The sequence below is a fragment of the Streptomyces sp. NPDC005374 genome, from assembly GCF_042872225.1.
In the GTDB taxonomy this organism is placed as follows: domain Bacteria; phylum Actinomycetota; class Actinomycetes; order Streptomycetales; family Streptomycetaceae; genus Streptomyces.
Window position 1 is genome coordinate 474,265 of sequence record NZ_JBIAKA010000003.1, and the last position, 16,926, is coordinate 491,190.

Genomic DNA, 16,926 nt, shown 5'->3' on the forward strand with positions numbered 1-16,926 from the left:
GCTCACCACTCAGAAGGAATACCACCGCACCGTCTGGTCACCCTCCCGCAAAGACGCCACCCGCCGCTCGAACTCCGCCAACGCCTTGGGATTCGACGCCGCATGCTGCGCAACCCACGCACAACTGGCCGTCTCCCGAGCCCCCCGCAACACCGAACACCCCTCCCACTCCCGCACATCCCAGCCGTACGCAGTGGTGAACGCGTCATAGCCCTCGGACGGAAGACCGTAACGGTCGCGGGACAGCGCCATCACCACCAGGTCGTGCTCCCGCAGATCGGAGGAGAAGGTCTCCAGGTCGACGAGAACCGGCCCGTCAGGCCCCACATGGACATTGCGGGGCAGCGCGTCCCCATGAATCGGCCCCGGCTCCAGACGAGGCGTCACCGCGGCCGCCGCAGCAGCGAAACCATCCCGCCGCTGTCGCAGATACGCCGCGTCGGCGGAGTCGATGGCCTCGCCCGCGAGCCGCAGCCATCGCTCCACCCCGCCCAGCAGCTCACGGCGAGGCAGCTCGAAGGACGGGGACGGCAGCGCGTGCACCACCCGCAGCAGTTCGGCCAAATCCCGCGGCTCGGCGGGCCGTACCGCGTCGGGGAGCCGGTGCCACACCGTCACCGGGTGCCCCTCGACCAGCAGGGCCTTCGGTTCGGCCGCCCGCACCGCCGGCACCCCCGCCTCGGCCAGCCACACCGCGATGTCCAGCTCGCGGCGGGCCCGGTCGAGAAGCTCGGCGTCCCGCCCCACCTTGACGACCAGGTCACCGGCGGCGAACACCGCGTTCTCACCCAGGGCGAGCAGCCGCGCCGACCCCGGCAGCACCTGGGCCGCGGCCAGTACGTCCCGTGCCCGTGCCTCGTCCATCGTCCGGCCTCCCGGTCCTGACATGCCGTGCATGCCTGTGCATCGCCCCCGCGAAACGGCGTCGAGTTCGCGCCATCCTCCCGGCCAGTCTCGCATTCCCACAGGTGGACCGGTGTGCGCGCTGTCTTGACGGTGCATACGCCCTTCACGACCATGACGGAGGCCCAGGCCGGGGCCGGACCGTCACGAGCCGTGCGAAGGAGCCCGATACGTGACCTTGGTGACCGCGACGAAGCGGCCGGCGCAGGGGCCGCCGCGCGCAGAGGGGGAACGGCGGCCCTCCGACCGCGGGGCCTGGTTCCTGGTGCTGCCCGCGCTGATCCCGATCCTGGTGCTGAGCGTGGGGCCCCTGCTGTACGGGATCATGCTGGCCTTCACCGACGCCCAGTCGGGCCGGACACGGGCCACACAGTGGATCGGTGGCCTGAACTTCCAGGACCTGCTGCACGACACGCTGTTCTGGGAGTCGTTCCGGATCGGTCTGGTGTGGGCGGTCGGGGTGACCGTCCCGCAGTTCCTGCTGGCGCTCGGCCTCGCACTGCTCCTGGACCAGGACCTCAAGCTGCGCTGGCTCGCCCGAGCCCTCGCGATCATCCCGTGGGCCATGCCCGAGGTGGTCGTCGGTGTGATGTGGCGGCTCGTCTACAACCCGGACGCCGGTGTCCTCAACGAGACCCTGCGCACCCTCGGGCTCGGTGACGGCCGTGACTGGCTCAGTGGCCTGTCCACCGCGCTGCCCGCCGTGATCGTCGTCGGCGTCTGGGCCGGGATGCCCCAGACCACGGTCACCCTGCTCGCCGGTCTCCAGAACACCCCGCGCGAACTCCACGAGGCGGCCGCGATGGACGGCGCGGGCGCCTGGCGCCGCTTCCGCACGGTCACCTGGCCCGCACTCAGGCCTGTCGCACTCACGATCACCGCGCTCAACTTCATCTGGAACTTCAACTCGTTCGCCCTGGTGTACGTGCTGACCAGCGGCGGCCCCGGCGGCCGCACCCGCCTCCCCATGCTCTTCGCCTACGAAGAGGCCTTCCGCTACGGCCAGTTCGGATACGCGGCCGCGATGGGCTGCGTGATGGTCGCCGTCGTCTCCGTCCTCCTCGCCCTCTTCCTCGTGGGCCGCCTCAAGGGAGGTGACGACGCATGAGGACCAGCACCACCGGCCGCGTCGGCCAGTACGCCGCCCTCCTCGCCTATCTCGTCTTCCTCGCCTTCCCCTTCCTCTGGCTGGTCTCCACCGCCTTCAAGTCCCCGCGAGAGCTGGGCAGTCTGCACCCCACCTGGATCCCCCGGCACCCCACCCTCGACAACTTCCGCCAGGCCTTCGACGAACAGCCCCTGCTGCGCGCCGCCGGCAACTCCCTGCTCGCCGCGCTCGCCGCAGCCGTGATCGCCGTACTGATCGCCACCCCGCTCGCCTACGTCATGGCCCGCCGGCGCACCCGGCTCGCGAAGGCCGCCACGGGCTGGGTGGTGGTCAGCCAGGCCTTCCCGATCGTCCTGGTGATCATCCCGCTGTTCCTGGTGCTGAAGAACCTGCGGCTGATCAACTCCCTCACGGGCCTGGTGATGGTGTACGTCGTGTGGGCGCTGCCGTTCGCGCTGTGGATGCTCGTCGGATACGTCCGTGCCGTGCCGACGGAGCTGGAGGAGGCGGCGGCCGTCGACGGGGCCGGGCGCCTCAGGACCCTGGTGTCGGTGACGGCACCGCTGCTCGCGCCGGGGCTCGTGGCGACGGGACTGTTCGCGTTCATCACCGCGTGGAACGAGTTCTTCTTCGCGCTGGTCCTGCTGAAGACACCGGAGAAACAGACCCTGCCGGTCGTCCTCACGCACTTCATCGGCGCTGAGGGCGTCGCCGACCTCGGCCCGCTCGCTGCGGCGGCCTTCCTCGCCACCCTTCCCTCACTGATCATCTTCGCGATCATCCAACGACGGATCACGGGCGGCATGCTGACCGGGGCGGTGAAGAACTGATGCGTGCACGATGGATCGTCGTCCTGATGCTGCTCCTCGCGGGCTGCACCAGCCACACGACGTCCGGGGACAGGCCCGTCACCCTCCGCTTCCAGTCCCTGGCCTGGCAGGAGGAGTCCGTCGCGGCCAACAAGGAACTCGTGAAGGAGTGGAACGCAGACCACCCCGACGTCAAGGTCGAGTACGTGCAGGGGAGTTGGGACAGCGTCCACGACCAGCTGCTCACCTCCTTCGAGGGCGGGGAGGCCCCGGACATCATCCACGACGCCTCCGACGACCTCGCGGACTTCGCCTACGGCGGCTACCTCGCGGATCTCACGGACCTGCTGCCCCAGCGGCTCAAGTCCGACATCCCGCAACGGAGTTGGGAGACAGCCACCTTCGACGACGGCGTCTACGGCGTGCCCTTCCTCCAGGAGCCCCGCGTCCTGATCGCCAACGCCACCTGGCTGAAGGAGTCCGGCGTACGGATCCCCACCCCCGGACACCCCTGGAGCTGGGCGGAGTTCCGGCAGATCACCGGACGGCTCAGTGGAGACGGCAAGTACGGCGTGGCCTGGCCGCTGAAGGAGCCCGTCTCCGCGACCCTCAACCTCTCCCTGTCGGCGGGCGGACAGCTGTTCCACCGGGGCGCCGACGGCAAGGTCTCCATCCGGTTCGGGAAGGCCGACGAGACCGTGCCGCGCACGATCCACGACCAGGCGAACACCGACCACAGCGCCTCACCCACCACGCTCGGCAGCGGCGGTTCCGACACCCTGCCCGGGTTCTTCGGCGGCAAGTACGCGATGGTCCCGCTCGGGTTCTCCTACCGCCAGCAGATCGCGCAGCAGGCGCCGAAGGGCTTCCGGTGGCAGGTGCTGCCCGCCCCGGCCGGCGCCGACGGGCTCACCCAGGGCGTCAGCCCGCAGACCCTGTCCGTCGCCGAGGACAGCCCGCACAAGAAGGAGGCCGCCGCGTTCGTCGACTTCCTGCTCCAGCCGAAGAACATGGTCCGGCTGGCCCTGGGGGACTGGATGCTGCCCACCGGCACGCAGGCGCTCGCCGATCCCGCCCTCCACACCGCGAAGGACGGCTGGGCGACCGGCACCGCCCTCGCCTCGCACCTCCGGTCGGCGCCCGGACAGTCCGTGCGCGGCTACCCGGAGTGGAAGGACAAGGTCGCCACCCCCGCCTTCCAGGAGTACTACAGCGGCGCCATCGACCTCGCTGAACTGCGGAAACGACTGGAAGACGACGGGAACCTGGTGCTCGCCCGCTACCAGCGCTGAAAACCCGTTGCCCGGGCGGGGCTCCGCGCCCTAACGTCCCGTCCGTGGCAGCGAACAACGCGATCTCCTTCTCCGGTCTCGGCCGGGGCTGTGCGCATTCCCAGCGGAAGCGCCGTGGCCCCGGAGCCCTGACCGGTCCGGGGAGCCACGCCCGCCGCCGCTGATCGCACGCGGCCAGGTTCACTGCGTTCTCCCTTCTCTGTCTTCCGGCCAGGGCCTTCGTCTGCCCTTCTCCCTCCTCCGGAAGACAAGGACCGCAGGCCATGGCCCGCCCCTCTCGCGTTTCCCGCGCGCTCTCGCAGAACTTCCTCGCCGACCGGGCGGCCGCCGCGCGCCTCGCCAGGCTGGCGGTGCCGGACCCGCGAGCGGCTCCACTGCTGCTCGAAGTCGGTGCGGGCGAGGGCGCGTTGACAGCAAGGCTCGCCCCTCGTTGCCGTCGGCTGCTTGCCTACGAGATCGACGAGCGGCTCGTCCCGGGGCTGGGCGCCCGCTTCTCCGCCGTTCCCCAAGTCCGAGTCGTCGCGGGGGACTTCCTCGCGACGACACCGCCCCGGACACCGTTCTCCGTCGTCGGGAACGTTCCCTTCTCCCGTACCTCCGCGATCGTCGACTGGTGTCTGAGGGCTCCGGCCCTCACCGACGCGACGCTTCTTACTCAGCTGGAGTACGCCCGCAAACGTACCGGGGACTACGGGAGTTGGACCCGGCTGACGGTTCTGAGCTGGCCTCGTCATGAGTGGCGTCTGGTGGGGCGGGTCGGGCGGCACAGCTTTCGTCCCGTTCCGCAGGTGGACGCGGGGATCCTGCGGATCGAGCGCCGCAGGGTTCCTCTGCTCACGCCCACCGCACTGCCGGGCTGGCGACACCTGGTGGAGCTCGGCTTCTCGGGGGTCGGGGGCTCACTGCACGCGTCCCTGCGCCGGACCCACTCCCGGCGACGGGTTGACACGGCTTTCCGTAGCGCCGGTCTGGACCGGACCGTACTCGTAGGAGCGGTGTCGCCCGGACGGTGGCTGCGGTTGCACGAGGTGCTGGCGGTGTGAGTCGTTCGTCTGCGGGTTCGTGGGGGCTGGTCGCGCAGTTCCCCGCGCCCCTGAGGGGTGCGCTTCGCGCAACCCCCAATTGGATTGCACGAGACGTCTCGTCTCGCATAGCCTTCTCGCCATGACCACTCGCTCGCACATCGCCATGTTCTCCATCGCCGCCCACGGCCATGTGAACCCCAGCCTGGAAGTGATCCGTGAGCTCGTGGCGCGGGGGCACCGGGTCACGTACGCCATTCCGCCCCTGTTCGCCGAGAAGGTCGCCGAGACCGGGGCCGAGGTGAAGCTCTGGAACTCGACCCTGCCCGGGCCCGAGGACGACCCGGCGGCCTGGGGCTCCGAACTGCTCGACTACGTGGAGCGCTTCCTCGCCGACTCGATGCAGGCGTTGCCGCAGCTCGTCGAGGCCTACGACGGTGACGCGCCCGATCTCGTCCTGCACGACATCACCGCCTACCCGGGCCGCGTCCTCGCCCACCGCTGGGGCGTCCCGGCGATCTCCCTCTCGCCGAGCATGGTCGCTTGGAAGGGCTACGAGGAGGAGGTCCTCGAACCGATGTGGGCCGAGCCCAGGAAGACCGCGCGCGGGCAGGCCTACTACGCCCGCTTCGAGAACTGGCTGAGGGAGAACGGGATCACCGAGCACCCGGACCACTTCTCCGGTCGCCCCGACCGCTCCCTCGTCCTGATCCCGAAGGCGCTCCAGTGGAACGCCGACAACGTGGACGAGGCCGTGCACAGCTTCGTCGGTGCCTGTCAGGGCGACCGGGACTCCCAGGGGGAGTGGCAGAGGCCGGCCTCTGCGGAGAAGGTCGTCCTCGTCTCCCTCGGCTCCGCCTTCACCAAGCAGCCCGACTTCTACAAGGAATGCCTCAAAGCCTTCGGTGACCTGCCCGGCTGGCATCTCGTGCTCCAGATCGGCAAGCACGTGGACCCCGCCGAACTGGGCGCCGTACCGGACCACGTCGAAGTGCGGTCCTGGGTACCGCAGTTGGCGATCCTCAAGCAGGCCGACCTGTTCGTCACGCACGCCGGTGCGGGCGGCAGCCAGGAGGGGCTCGCGACCGCCACTCCGATGATCGCCGTACCGCAGGCCGTGGACCAGTTCGGCAATGCGGACGTGCTGCAGGGACTCGGTGTGGCCCGCCGCATCGACACCGAGAACGCCACCGCGGAGGCGCTCCGGGAGGCTGCCCTCGCGCTCGTGGACGATCCCGAAGTCACCCGCAGACTCAAGGAGGTTCAGGCCGGTATGGCCCAGGAGGGCGGCACCCGCAGGGCGGCCGACCTCATTGAGGCGGCACTGCCCGCATGAGTGAGGGCCCGTTGGCTCCCCGGTGGCCAACGGGCCCTCAGTACAAGGGGGTTCAGACCTTCACGCGCTCACCCTCGCCGTCCCGCGCCGCGGGCAGCGCCACGGCGTCCACGGCCTCGTCGTGGGTGAGGTCCGGCAGCCTGTGCAGCCACTTCGGCAGGTACCAGTTGTGCTCGCCGAGCAGTGCCATCACCGCGGGGAGCAGTACGCCCCGGATGATCGTCGCGTCGATGAGCACCGCGGCCGCGAGGCCCACACCCATCTGCTTCATCGACTGCATGGACAGGGTCCCGAAGATCGCGAACACCGCGACCATGATGACGGCGGCGCTGGTGACGACACCCGCCGTGGTGACCACACCGTGCTGGATCGCGTCCTTCGTGCTGCGGCCCCGCAGACGCGCCTCGCGGATCCGTGAGACCACGAACACGTGGTAGTCCATCGACAGGCCGAACAGGATCACGAAGAGGAACAGCGGCAGCCAGGTGATGATGGCGCCGACGCCCTCCGCCCCCACCAGGGACGCGCCCCAGCCGTGCTGGAACACGGCGACGAGGATGCCGTAGGCGGCGCCCACCGACAGCAGGTTGAGCACGATCGAGGTGATCGCGATCGTCAGTGAGCGGAACGACAGCAGCATCAGCACGAAGGCGAAGACCACGACGAACGCGAAGACCGGGACGACCGCTCCGGCCAGCTGGTCGTTGAAGTCCTTGGAACCGGCCACCTGCCCGGTGATCGGTGCCTCGACGCCGTCGACCTTGCCCAGCGTGGCCGGACGCACCTCGTCACGCAGCTTGTCCAGGCTCGCGCCCGCCTTGTCGAGGTCGGAGCCGCCCACCAGCGGGACATAGACGAAGGCGAGGTTCTGCGCGTCGTGCAGCTTGATCTCGACCGGGCCGCGCGAGGCGCCCGAGGAGATCGCCTTCGCCTTGAAGTCGGCCAGCGCGCCGGTGACTTCGGGGGCGTTGATGTCGGCCGCCTTGACGACCACCTCGGCCGGCTCGGAGCCGCCCGGGAAGGCGTCGTTGACCCGGTTGTAGGTCTGCACGATCGGCAGCGAGTCGCCGAACTCCTGGTCCAGGGTGAGGTTCTGGGTCTTCATGCCGACCGCGGGCGCCGCGATGGCGAGCAGCGCGCCGGCCGCGACCACGACCGAGACGACGGGCTTGGCGAGGACGCCCTTGAGGACGGTCGTCCAGAACCGGCTCTCCCGGTTGCCGCCCCGCTTGCGGCGCAGCCGGCTCTCCGGGTGCAGGAAGGGGATCTTGCCCTTCTCGACCCGCTCGCCCAGCAGCGAGAGCAGCGCGGGCAGCACGGTGACGGAACCCACCATGGCGACCGCCACGACCATCAGCGAGGCCAGGCCCATCGCCTCGAACTCGGCGAGCCCGGTGAACAGCATGCCCGCCATCGCCACGCACACCGTGACGCCCGAGACGACGATCGCGCGGCCACTGGTGGCGGCGGCGATCCTCAGGGCGGTCTGCGGGTCCCGTCCGGCCTGCCGTTCCTCGCGCTCACGGCGCAGATAGAACAGGCAGTAGTCCACTCCGACTGCCAGACCCACCAGCAGCATCACGGAGTTGGCGGTGTCGCTCATCGGCATGACATGGCTGACGATGCCCATCAGACCCATCGTCGCCATGATCGCGGTGACCGCCAGCAGCACCGGCAGCAGGGCCGCGACCGCGGCACCGAAGGCGATGAGCAGGATGCCGAGGGCCACCGGCACCGCCGAGATCTCGGCCTTCTCGAAGTCGTCCCCGAACGCGTCGTCGAACGTCTTCCTCATGCTGGCGCCGCCGATCTCCTCGATCCGCAGCGACTCGTGCTCCTTCTGCACCCCCTCGACGGCCTTCAGCACCGGCTCCACCCGGTCGCCCGCGGTGTCCGCCTCGCCGCGCATGTCGAACTGCACGAGCGCGCTGCGGCCGTCCTTCGAGATCGTGCCGGTGTCGTACGGCGAGGTCACGTCCGTGGCCTTGCCGGTGCCCTCGACCGCCGCGACGACCGCGGTGACGGCGGCCCTGAAGTCGGTGTCGGTCGACTTGCCGCCGGCGTCCCTGGCCTGGATCAGCACCGTCTCACTGGCGGGCTCGTCGATCCCGGCGTCCTCGATGATCTTCGCGGCGGTGTGGGTCTCCCCCTTCAGCTGGTCGCTGTCCTTGACGTCGACCCGGCCCGCGGCCGAGCCGAGCCCCATCGCCAGGACGACGAACAGCACCCAGATACCGACGGCAGCCCATCGGTGCCGCGCGCTCCAGCCGCCGGCCCGGGCGGCCAGGCCCCGCACCCGTGTATCTCCGTTCCCCATGATGGGCTTGCCCCCTCGTGAGCGGTGACAGCCCCCTGCCGTCACCTTTCGTTATGAAGGTATGGCGCGGATAAACCCGTCTCGTCGTGCTGCCCGGTGAAGTGCGAGGACCGTCGGCTCCTCCCAAGGGACCGCGAGCCCTCCGTACTGGGGAGGACCGTGGCCCTTACATCTGCCGAGGCTTCTGCGGGGAGGTGCTCGGGGTCCGGGCGAGAGCCGACCTATGGTGTGCGGATGACGACGACCTATGCGGCGCTGCTGCGCGGAATCAACGTCGGCGGCAGCAGGAAGGTCCCCATGGCCGACCTGCGCGCCCTGATGGAAGGCCTCGGTCACGGCGGTGTGCGCAGCCACCTGCAGAGCGGCCAGGCGGTGTTCACCAGTGACCACGGCGACGAGGAGTCCCTGGCCGCCGAGCTCACCGGCGCGATCGAGAAGCGGTTCGGCTTCCCGGTCGACGTGATCGTCCGCGACCACGCCTACCTGAAGGCGATCGCCGAGGACTGCCCCTTCCCGGCCGCCGAACTGGAGGGCAAGCAGCTCCACGTCACCTACTTCTCCAGCCCCGTCACCCCGGACCGCTTCGCGGAGATCGACCAGAGCGCCTACCTCCCCGAGGAGTTCCGCCTCGGCGACCGCGCCCTGTACCTGTACGCCCCCGACGGTCTCGGCCGCTCCAAGCTCGCCGCGCATCTGTCCAAGCCGCGCATCAACAAGGGTGTGATCGCGACGACCCGCAACTGGAACACCGTGCTGAAGCTGGTGGAGATGACCGGTGCCTGACCGGGACGCCGCCGTCGAGGCCGCCGTGGAGCGGGAGTTGCGGCTTCTCGACTCCGGCGTGCGGGTCTCGCCGGAGCTGACGGGCGCGCTGCTGCACCCGGAGTTCCATGAGTTCGGCGCGTCGGGCCGGCGCTGGGGCCGGGCGTCGATCATCGCCGCCCTCGCCGAGGAGGCGGACACGGGGGCCGGGCCGATCGTGGTGTCGGAGATGCAGGGGGCCGAGCTCGCGCCCGGTCTGGTTCATCTCACCTTCGACACCGAGCGCAACGGCCGCCGCGCGCACCGCAGTTCGCTGTGGCGGCTCAGTCCAAGCGGGTGGCTGCTCTACTTCCACCAGGCGACGCCGTTCGCAGAATGACCTGCAGTACACCGCCGTAGGTGGTGTACGAGGTCACCGCGTCCGGCACGGCCAGGCGCGGGTCCGCGTACAGCCGCCGCACCTCCCGCTCGTCGTCCGCCCGGGCGACCGCGTCGATCAGTGCGCACTGTTCCCCGGTCAGGGAGGCGTCGTCGAGGATCTCGGGACCCCAGCCGTCCCAGGGCAGGACCTCGACGCCGTTCAGGGCGGCCAGGTCGTGCAGGACGGCGAGCCGGACGTACCACAGGCCCCTGATCCGGTCGATCCAACTGACCCCGAACGTCAGGGGATCGGCGCGTTCCTCCCGGCAGGCCCGCCAGGCGTCCCCCGCGACCAGGAACCGGTCACGCGGCACATCCAGCGGATCGAAGTCCAGGTCGTATCCGGGGTGCAGCACCTGCGGGTCGACCAACCGCCAACTGCCGTCCGGCAGCCGGTATTCGCTGACCCAGTGGTCCTCGTGGAAGCCGTCGACGAAATACGTGCCGAAGCCTCCCCGCACCCGCGCCGGGGTGCCCGTCGCCCGCAGCAGTGAGACGTGCAGCAGGGCGAAGTCCCGGCACGTCCCGACGAACCGCTCCCCGCACTCCCGCGGTTCGGTGAGCGGCCGGTCCGAGCGCTCGCGCAGGATCCGCAGTATCCCGGTGACGTACCGAGACTCGGCGTCCTGGTGCAGCCGCTCCCGCGGGATGTCGTACCCCAGGAGCTCCCCCTCCCCACGGTGGATCATCAACCCCCGTACGAGACGGGCGAGTTCGGCGGCATCACGCGGCAGCCCGCCGATGTCCGGATCCCCGGGGTCGCTGTACGGCGTGTGCTTCAGGTGGTCGTCCATGCCGAGGATGCTCGACCCTGCCCCAGGGACAAGGTCAACACCGCTGTGCGAGGCTCGTCCCATGCGCTACATCATCATCGGGGCAGGGGCGGTCGGCGGGGCCGTCGGCGGGCGGCTCGCGGGGGCCGGACACGAGGTCGTTCTGGTCGCGCGGGGCGCGCAGTACACGGCCCTGAGGGACGGCGGACTACGACTGCGGGTGCCGGACGGCGAGTTCACGTACCGGCTGCCGGTCGTGGACGGGCCGGGGGAACTCGGTGCGCTGCGGCCCGACGACGTCCTCCTCCTCGCCGTGAAGACCCAGGACACGGAGAGCGCCCTGGACACCTGGGGCCCGGCCCCGGTCGAAGGCGGCGGCACGGCCGCCGGGCGGCTGCCGCTGCTGTGCGCGCAGAACGGCGTGGAGGGACAGCGGATCGCCCTGCGCCGCTTCCGGCACGTCTACGGCGTCTGCGTCTGGCTGCCGGCGACCTTCGTGGAACCCGGACTGGTCTCCGCCGCGGGCAGTCCCCTCACCGGCATCCTCCACCTGGGCGTGTACCCGCACGGCACGGACGAGAGGGTCCGGCGGATCGCCGCCGACCTGGAGAAGGCGCCGTTCGAGGCACCGGTGGTGCCGGACCTCGCCCGCTGGCAGTACGCCAAACTGCTGTCCAACCTCGCCAACGCCGTGGAAGCGGTCACCGGTCCCGTCGAGGGCGAGGAGGCGCTGAGCTTCGTCGAGCGGGTACGGGCCGAGGGCGCGGCCGTCCTCGACGCCGCCGGGATCGCGTACGCGAGCGGCGAGGAACAGCGGGCCGTACGCGGCCACAAGGTCGACCTCGTGCCCCTCGACGGCGCCCCGCGCGGCGGCGGCTCCTCCTGGCAGTCCCTCACCCGGGGCACCGGCACCATCGAGGCCGACCACCTCAACGGCGAGATCGTGCTGCTCGGGCGCCTGCACGACGTACCGACTCCGCTGAACGAACTCCTCCAGCACCTGGCGAACACCTTCGCCCGGGAGCGCAGGGCGGCCGGATCGATGCCGTTGAGGGACCTGGTGCGGCTGGCCGACGCGGGCTGAGGGTCTACGCGCTCACTGACAACAGCGCCCGCGCCGAGGTGGCCGCGTCGTACCGTCGCAGCACCACACGCGCCACCTCCGGAGCCGCTCCCAGCACCCCGGCCAGCACATCCGCGTCCGCCGCGCCGCGTGCGATGCGGTCGGGGAGGAAGCCGGGGGCCAGGACGTACGGGGCGACGGCGACCCGGGAGCAGCCAAGGTCCCGCAGTTCCCGCACCGCGTCCTCGGTGCGGGGCAGAGCCGCGGAGGCGAACGCAGGCCGCACGGCGCACCAACCGGTGTGCCGCCACTCCCGCGCGATGTCAGCGATCACTGCGATCGCCTCCGGGTCGGTGGACCCCGCCGAGGCCAGCACGACCCCGGTCGAGGACTTGTCGGCGGGCGCCAACCCCGCCTCGTACAGGCGCCGTTCGAGCGCGGACAGCAGCAGCGGGGACGGGCCCAGCACGTCCGCCTGCCGGATCCGCAGTTGCGGCGGCGCGGCCCGCAGCACCGCGGGGATGTCGGCCTTCGCGTGGAACGCGCGCGTCAACAGCAGCGGCAGCGCCACGACCTCACGCACGCCCTGTGCCGCCAGCGACTCCAACACCCCTTGCACGGACGGGATGTTGAAGTCCAGGAAGCCCGTCTCCACCCGCACACCGGGGCGCAGCGAGCGCACCCGGCGTACGAGGGCCTGCACCGTCGCGGCATGCCGCGGGTCGCGGCTGCCGTGGGCGATGACCAGGAGAACGGGCTTCATGGGACTCAGCTCTTCACCAGCAGACCGCGGCTGCGCAGCACCCACCGCTCCAGCGGGCTGAAGATCAGCAGGTCGATCGCGATGCCGACGAACAGGATGAGCAGGATCGCGAGGAACACCGTCGCCATGCTGCTGTTGGTGCGGCCCACCTCGAGGAGCTGGCCGAGGCCCATGCCCATGTCCGGCGACTGGGCGATGATCTCGGCGGCCATCAGCGACCGCCAGGAGAACGCCCAGCCCTGCTTCAGGCCGGCCACATAGCCGGGCAGCGCCGCCGGCATCACGATGTGCCAGGTGCCGCGCAGTCCCGTCGCGCCCAGGGTGCGGCCCGCGCGCAGGAACAGCGGGGGCACCTGGTCGACACCCGACACCAGGCCGTTGGCGATGGACGGCACGGCGCCGAGCAGGATCACCGTGAACATCACCGAGTTGTCCAGGCCCAGCCAGATCACCGCGGGCGCCACCCAGGCGACCGACGGCAGCGACTGGAGACCGGACAGGATCGGGCCGAACGCCGCGCGCACGAACTTCACCCGCGCCACCACCAGGCCCAGCGGCGTCCCGATGGCCAGCGCGAACAGGAAGCCGAGCAGACCGCGGGAGACACTGCCCCAGATGTACGAGAACAGGGTCCCCTTGAGCCACTGGTCCTCGACCTCGCCCCAGACGTCGCCGGGGGAGGGCAGCTTCGACGGGTTGTCGACGACCGGGTAGAGCAGGGCCCAGGCCGCCAGCACCACGGCGACGGCGATGATGGGCGGCAGGATCTTGTTCTTGAAGGTCTGGCTGAAGGGAGTACGGCCGGTGGCCGTGGTCTCCAGTGCGTCGAGGCCCGCCTCGACGCTCCCGGAGTCCTGGACCGGCGTCGTCTCAGTGCTGGCCATGACGGCGGATCTCCCCACGCAGTACATCGGTGATCTCAAGGGACAGTTCGGCCACGGGCGCGTCCTCGATGCGCCGCGGCTGCGGGATGCCGACCGTCCACTCGCGGGCGATCCGTCCCGGGCGGGACGACAGCAGGATCACCCGCTGGGCGAGCCGTACCGCCTCGCGCACGTTGTGCGTGACGAAGAGGACGGACACGCCGGTCTCCGTCCAGATCCGCGTCAGCTCGTCGTGCAGCAGGTCCCGTGTGATGGCGTCGAGGGCCGAGAACGGCTCGTCCATCAGCAGCAGGTTGCTCTCCTGGGCGAGCGCCCGGGCCAGCGCCGCACGCTGGCGCATACCGCCCGACAGTTCGTGGACGCGCTTGCCGTACGCGCCCTTCAGGCGGACGAGTTCGAGAAGTTCCTCGGTCCTCTCGCGCCGTTCGCTCTTCGCAACTCCCCTGAGCTTGAGGGCGAGTTCGATGTTCTTGCCCGCGGTCAGCCACGGGAAGAGGGCGTGTTCCTGGAACATCAGGGCGGGGCGGCCGTCCGTCGCGATGGATCCGACGGTCGGCTTGTCCAGGCCCGCCACCAGGTTCAGCAGCGTGGACTTGCCGCAGCCCGAGGCCCCCAGGAGAGTGACGAACTCGCCGGGCGCGACATCGAGACTGATGTCGTCCAGGACGAGCTGCTGCCCGCCCGGTCCTGCGAAGGACTTCGAGACGTGCTCAAGGCGAGCGGCGTACTCCACCGACTCTTCGGCCTTGACGAGGGTCGTTGTCATGGTCGTCACCTCCTGGGAACTCATCGGGCGGGAATCAGCTGGTGCCGAGACCGGCGGCGTCGACCGTGCTCTCGCCCTCGGCCTTGAGGACCTTGTTGAGGAGCGTGAGGTCGTAGATGCCCTTCAGGTCCGGCTTCTCCAGCAGACCGGCCTTCACGGCGTGCTCCGCTTCGGTGTTGAGGGTGGCGGCCAGCGGGTCGTCGGTGAACTGGATCGACGTCCAGGCCGGGTCCAGGACGCTCGCCTTGAGCGCCTTGCCGGAGTCCGCCTCCAGCTGCTTGTTCGCCGCGGCCTTCGCCTTGTCGGGGTTGGCGTTGATCCACTTGTTGGCCTCGACCGAGGCCTTCAGCACGGCCTCGACGGCCTTCGGGTGCTCCTTGAGGAAGGCCTGCCGCACGATGATGTTCGTGATCACGAACTTCTTGTCCGGCCACAGCGACGCCTCGTCGAGCAGCACCTTGCCGCCCTCCGCGACCAGCTTGGACGCGGTCGGCTCCGGCACCCAGGCGCCGTCGATGGAACCGGACGCGTAGGCGTCCGGGGTGATCTTGTTGTCGGTGCGGATCACCGACACATCGCCCTTGCCGGTGGTCGCGTCGACCTTCCAGCCCTGGTCGGCGATCCAGTTGAGGAACGCCACGTCCTGCGTGTTGCCCAGCTGCGGGGTCGCGATCTTCTTGCCCTTGACGTCCTTCAGGGACTTGATCTTTTTCGGGTTCACGACCAGCTTCACGCCGCCGGACGCCGAACCGCCGATGATGCGCAGGTTGGTGCCGTTCGCCTTGGTGTAGCCGTTGATGGCCGGGGACGGGCCGATCCAGCCGATGTCGATCGAGCCCGAGTTGAGGGCCTCGATCTCCGAGGGGCCGGCGTTGAAGATCTGGTACGCGGCCTTGGTGGCCCCCAGCTCCTTCTGGAACAGACCCTGTTCACGCGCGACGAGCGCGGTCCCGTGGGTCAGGTTGCCGAAGTAGCCGATCTTGACGGAGCCGAGGCCGTCGATCTTCGACGAGCCGGCGGCGACCTTCTCCTTGGCGTTGTCCGCCGTGGAGTCGGACCCGTAGCTGCAGGCGGCGAGCGTCAGAAGCGGAAGTGCGGCAGCCACGGCGATTCCGCGGCGAAGGAGCGTTGAGCGGTTGACAGGCACGGGAGGTGTTCCTCTCGGAGGCCCGGCGGTCACGGTCTCTCAGGTCGTGGCCGGGAGGTCGGCAGGTCTGCGTCTACGGCTGTGGGGGGACGGGGCGCGCAAGCGGTGCGCGTACGTCAGCGCACACATCGCGCCACCCCGCCCTGCCCGCTGCCGAGCGCGCCGCTGCCTACGCGGCCGCCCTCCTTCGCGAACGTGGAGAAGTAGTCGGTGGAGTTCATGTCAGAAGTCCCACCCGTCGTCCTCGGACTCGTCCTTGACGGGCTCCGGGGACGCGAACGACTCGCCGACCATGCCCGCGGTGAGCGTGGTGCCGTCGTTCGGGTCGATCAGGATGAACGAGCCGGTGCGGCGGGAGTCGGAGTACGAGTCGACGGGCAGCGGCTCCGCGGTGCGGATCTTCACGCGGCCGATGTCGTTGGCGACGAGCTGTCCCGGGTGCGGGTGCAGGGACAGGTCGTCGAGCGTGAGACGGGACGGGATGTCCTTGACGATCGCCTTGACCGTGCGGGTGCCGTGCTTGAGCAGCACCCGGTGGCCGACGGTCAGCGGGGCGTCCGCGACGTGGCACACCGTCGCCTCGATGTCCTGGGTGGTCGGCGGCGCGTCCTTGCTGGGCACGATCAGGTCGCCGCGCGAGATGTCGATGTCGTCCTCCAGGAGGACGGTCACCGACTGCGTCGTGTAGGCGACGTCGACCGCCACACCGAGCAGGTCGATGCCGGCGATCCTCGACGCGTGGCCCGACGGCAGGACCGTCACGGACTCGCCGACGCGGAAGGAACCGGCGGCGATCTGGCCCGCGTAGCCCCGGTAGTCGGGGTGCTCGGCGGTCTGCGGCCGGATCACGTACTGCACGGGGAGACGCGCGTGGCAGTGGCTGAGGTCGTGGGTGACCGGGACGGTCTCCAGGTGCTCCAGGAAGGTCGGCCCGCCGTACCAGTCCATGTTCGCGGACGGGTCCACCACGTTGTCGCCGGCCAGCGCCGAGATCGGGATCGCGGTGATCTCCGGGACGCCCAGCTCCAGCGCGTACGCCGTGAACTCCTCGGCGATCGCGGCGAAGACGCTCTCCTTGTACTCGACCAGGTCCATCTTGTTGACGGCGAGCACCACGTGCGGCACCCGCAGCAGCGCCGCGAGGGCCGCGTGCCGGCGGGTCTGCTCCACGACGCCGTTGCGGGCGTCGATCAGGATCACCGTCAGCTCGGCCGTGGAGGCACCCGTCACCATGTTGCGGGTGTACTGCACGTGACCGGGCGTGTCGGCGAGGATGAACCGGCGCTTCGGCGTGGCGAAGTAGCGGTACGCGACGTCGATGGTGATGCCCTGCTCGCGCTCGGCGCGCAGACCGTCGGTCAGCAGTGCCAGGTCGGGCGTCTCCTGGCCGCGGGAGGCCGACACCCGTTCGACGGCTTCCAGTTGGTCGGTGAGGATCGACTTGGAGTCGTGCAGCAGGCGGCCGACGAGGGTGGACTTGCCGTCGTCGACGGAGCCGGCGGTGGCGAACCGCAGGAGGGTCGTCTCGGTGAGGCCGAGTTCCGTGGTGGTGGTGCTCATG

General features: G+C 70.2%; 15 protein-coding genes and 1 pseudogene. 8 read left to right on the forward strand and 8 right to left on the reverse strand.

The annotated features are described in order from the left end of the window. Positions 1 to 9: 9 nt before the first annotated feature. Positions 10 to 864, reverse strand: coding sequence for a phosphotransferase enzyme family protein (locus ACFYRX_RS10440; protein WP_389097937.1), 855 nt, complete (start codon positions 862 to 864; stop codon positions 10 to 12). A gap of 211 nt (positions 865 to 1,075) precedes the next feature. Between ACFYRX_RS10440 and ACFYRX_RS10445 the strand changes: the two genes are divergently transcribed. From ACFYRX_RS10445 to mgt, 5 genes and pseudogenes are all read left to right on the forward strand, one after another. After that, complete coding sequence (locus ACFYRX_RS10445; RefSeq protein WP_389097938.1) at positions 1,076 to 2,011, forward strand: carbohydrate ABC transporter permease; 936 nt, start codon at positions 1,076 to 1,078, stop codon at positions 2,009 to 2,011. Then, a complete protein-coding gene (locus ACFYRX_RS10450) occupies positions 2,008 to 2,841 on the forward strand; it encodes a carbohydrate ABC transporter permease (protein ID WP_389097939.1) in 834 nt (277 codons plus the stop codon). The genes ACFYRX_RS10445 and ACFYRX_RS10450 overlap by 4 nt, the downstream gene beginning before the upstream one ends. Next, entirely contained in the window at positions 2,841 to 4,112 is a 1,272-nt protein-coding gene (locus tag ACFYRX_RS10455; RefSeq protein WP_389097940.1) for an ABC transporter substrate-binding protein, read from the forward strand. The genes ACFYRX_RS10450 and ACFYRX_RS10455 overlap by 1 nt, the downstream gene beginning before the upstream one ends. Positions 4,113 to 4,375: 263 nt before the next feature. After that, the gene (gene erm, locus ACFYRX_RS10460; RefSeq protein WP_389097941.1) at positions 4,376 to 5,155 is read left to right on the forward strand and encodes an ErmE/ErmH/ErmO/ErmR family 23S rRNA (adenine(2058)-N(6))-methyltransferase; all 780 of its coding nucleotides are present in this window, start codon (positions 4,376 to 4,378) and stop codon (positions 5,153 to 5,155) included. Between the two features lie 78 nt (positions 5,156 to 5,233). Further along, a pseudogene (gene mgt, locus ACFYRX_RS10465) lies at positions 5,234 to 6,470 on the forward strand (macrolide-inactivating glycosyltransferase). Positions 6,471 to 6,522: 52 nt separating this feature from the next. Here mgt and ACFYRX_RS10470 read toward each other — a convergent pair. Then, a complete protein-coding gene (locus tag ACFYRX_RS10470; RefSeq protein ID WP_389097942.1) occupies positions 6,523 to 8,787 on the reverse strand; it encodes an MMPL family transporter in 2,265 nt (754 codons plus the stop codon). A 234-nt stretch (positions 8,788 to 9,021) separates the two neighbouring features. Between ACFYRX_RS10470 and ACFYRX_RS10475 the strand changes: the two genes are divergently transcribed. Further along, entirely contained in the window at positions 9,022 to 9,570 is a 549-nt protein-coding gene (locus ACFYRX_RS10475; RefSeq protein ID WP_389097943.1) for a DUF1697 domain-containing protein, read from the forward strand. After that, the gene (locus ACFYRX_RS10480; RefSeq protein ID WP_389097944.1) at positions 9,563 to 9,928 is read left to right on the forward strand and encodes a DUF4440 domain-containing protein; all 366 of its coding nucleotides are present in this window, start codon (positions 9,563 to 9,565) and stop codon (positions 9,926 to 9,928) included. The genes ACFYRX_RS10475 and ACFYRX_RS10480 overlap by 8 nt, the downstream gene beginning before the upstream one ends. Here the strand turns inward: ACFYRX_RS10480 and ACFYRX_RS10485 are convergent. Then, the gene (locus ACFYRX_RS10485) at positions 9,873 to 10,763 is read right to left on the reverse strand and encodes a transglutaminase-like domain-containing protein (RefSeq protein WP_389097945.1); all 891 of its coding nucleotides are present in this window, start codon (positions 10,761 to 10,763) and stop codon (positions 9,873 to 9,875) included. The genes ACFYRX_RS10480 and ACFYRX_RS10485 overlap by 56 nt on opposite strands. Before the next feature lie 61 nt (positions 10,764 to 10,824). Here ACFYRX_RS10485 and ACFYRX_RS10490 point away from each other — a divergent pair, with 61 nt between their 5' ends. Further along, positions 10,825 to 11,826, forward strand: coding sequence for a ketopantoate reductase family protein (locus ACFYRX_RS10490; RefSeq protein WP_389097946.1), 1,002 nt, complete (start codon positions 10,825 to 10,827; stop codon positions 11,824 to 11,826). Positions 11,827 to 11,830: 4 nt separating this feature from the next. Here ACFYRX_RS10490 and ACFYRX_RS10495 read toward each other — a convergent pair whose 3' ends face one another. The 5 genes from ACFYRX_RS10495 to ACFYRX_RS10515 all read right to left on the reverse strand — a co-directional run bounded on the left by ACFYRX_RS10495 (position 11,831) and on the right by ACFYRX_RS10515 (position 16,925). Then, the gene (locus ACFYRX_RS10495) at positions 11,831 to 12,568 is read right to left on the reverse strand and encodes a sirohydrochlorin chelatase (protein ID WP_389097947.1); all 738 of its coding nucleotides are present in this window, start codon (positions 12,566 to 12,568) and stop codon (positions 11,831 to 11,833) included. 5 nt (positions 12,569 to 12,573) lie between these two features. Further along, a complete protein-coding gene (locus tag ACFYRX_RS10500; protein WP_389097948.1) occupies positions 12,574 to 13,452 on the reverse strand; it encodes an ABC transporter permease in 879 nt (292 codons plus the stop codon). Continuing rightward, positions 13,439 to 14,242, reverse strand: coding sequence for an ABC transporter ATP-binding protein (locus ACFYRX_RS10505; RefSeq protein ID WP_389097949.1), 804 nt, complete (start codon positions 14,240 to 14,242; stop codon positions 13,439 to 13,441). Before ACFYRX_RS10505 ends, ACFYRX_RS10500 begins: the two co-directional genes overlap by 14 nt. A 10-nt stretch (positions 14,243 to 14,252) precedes the next feature. Next, positions 14,253 to 15,365, reverse strand: coding sequence for an aliphatic sulfonate ABC transporter substrate-binding protein (locus ACFYRX_RS10510; RefSeq protein ID WP_389097950.1), 1,113 nt, complete (start codon positions 15,363 to 15,365; stop codon positions 14,253 to 14,255). A 222-nt stretch (positions 15,366 to 15,587) separates the two neighbouring features. Next, the gene (locus ACFYRX_RS10515; protein ID WP_389097951.1) at positions 15,588 to 16,925 is read right to left on the reverse strand and encodes a sulfate adenylyltransferase subunit 1; all 1,338 of its coding nucleotides are present in this window, start codon (positions 16,923 to 16,925) and stop codon (positions 15,588 to 15,590) included. Position 16,926: the final 1 nt, after the last annotated feature.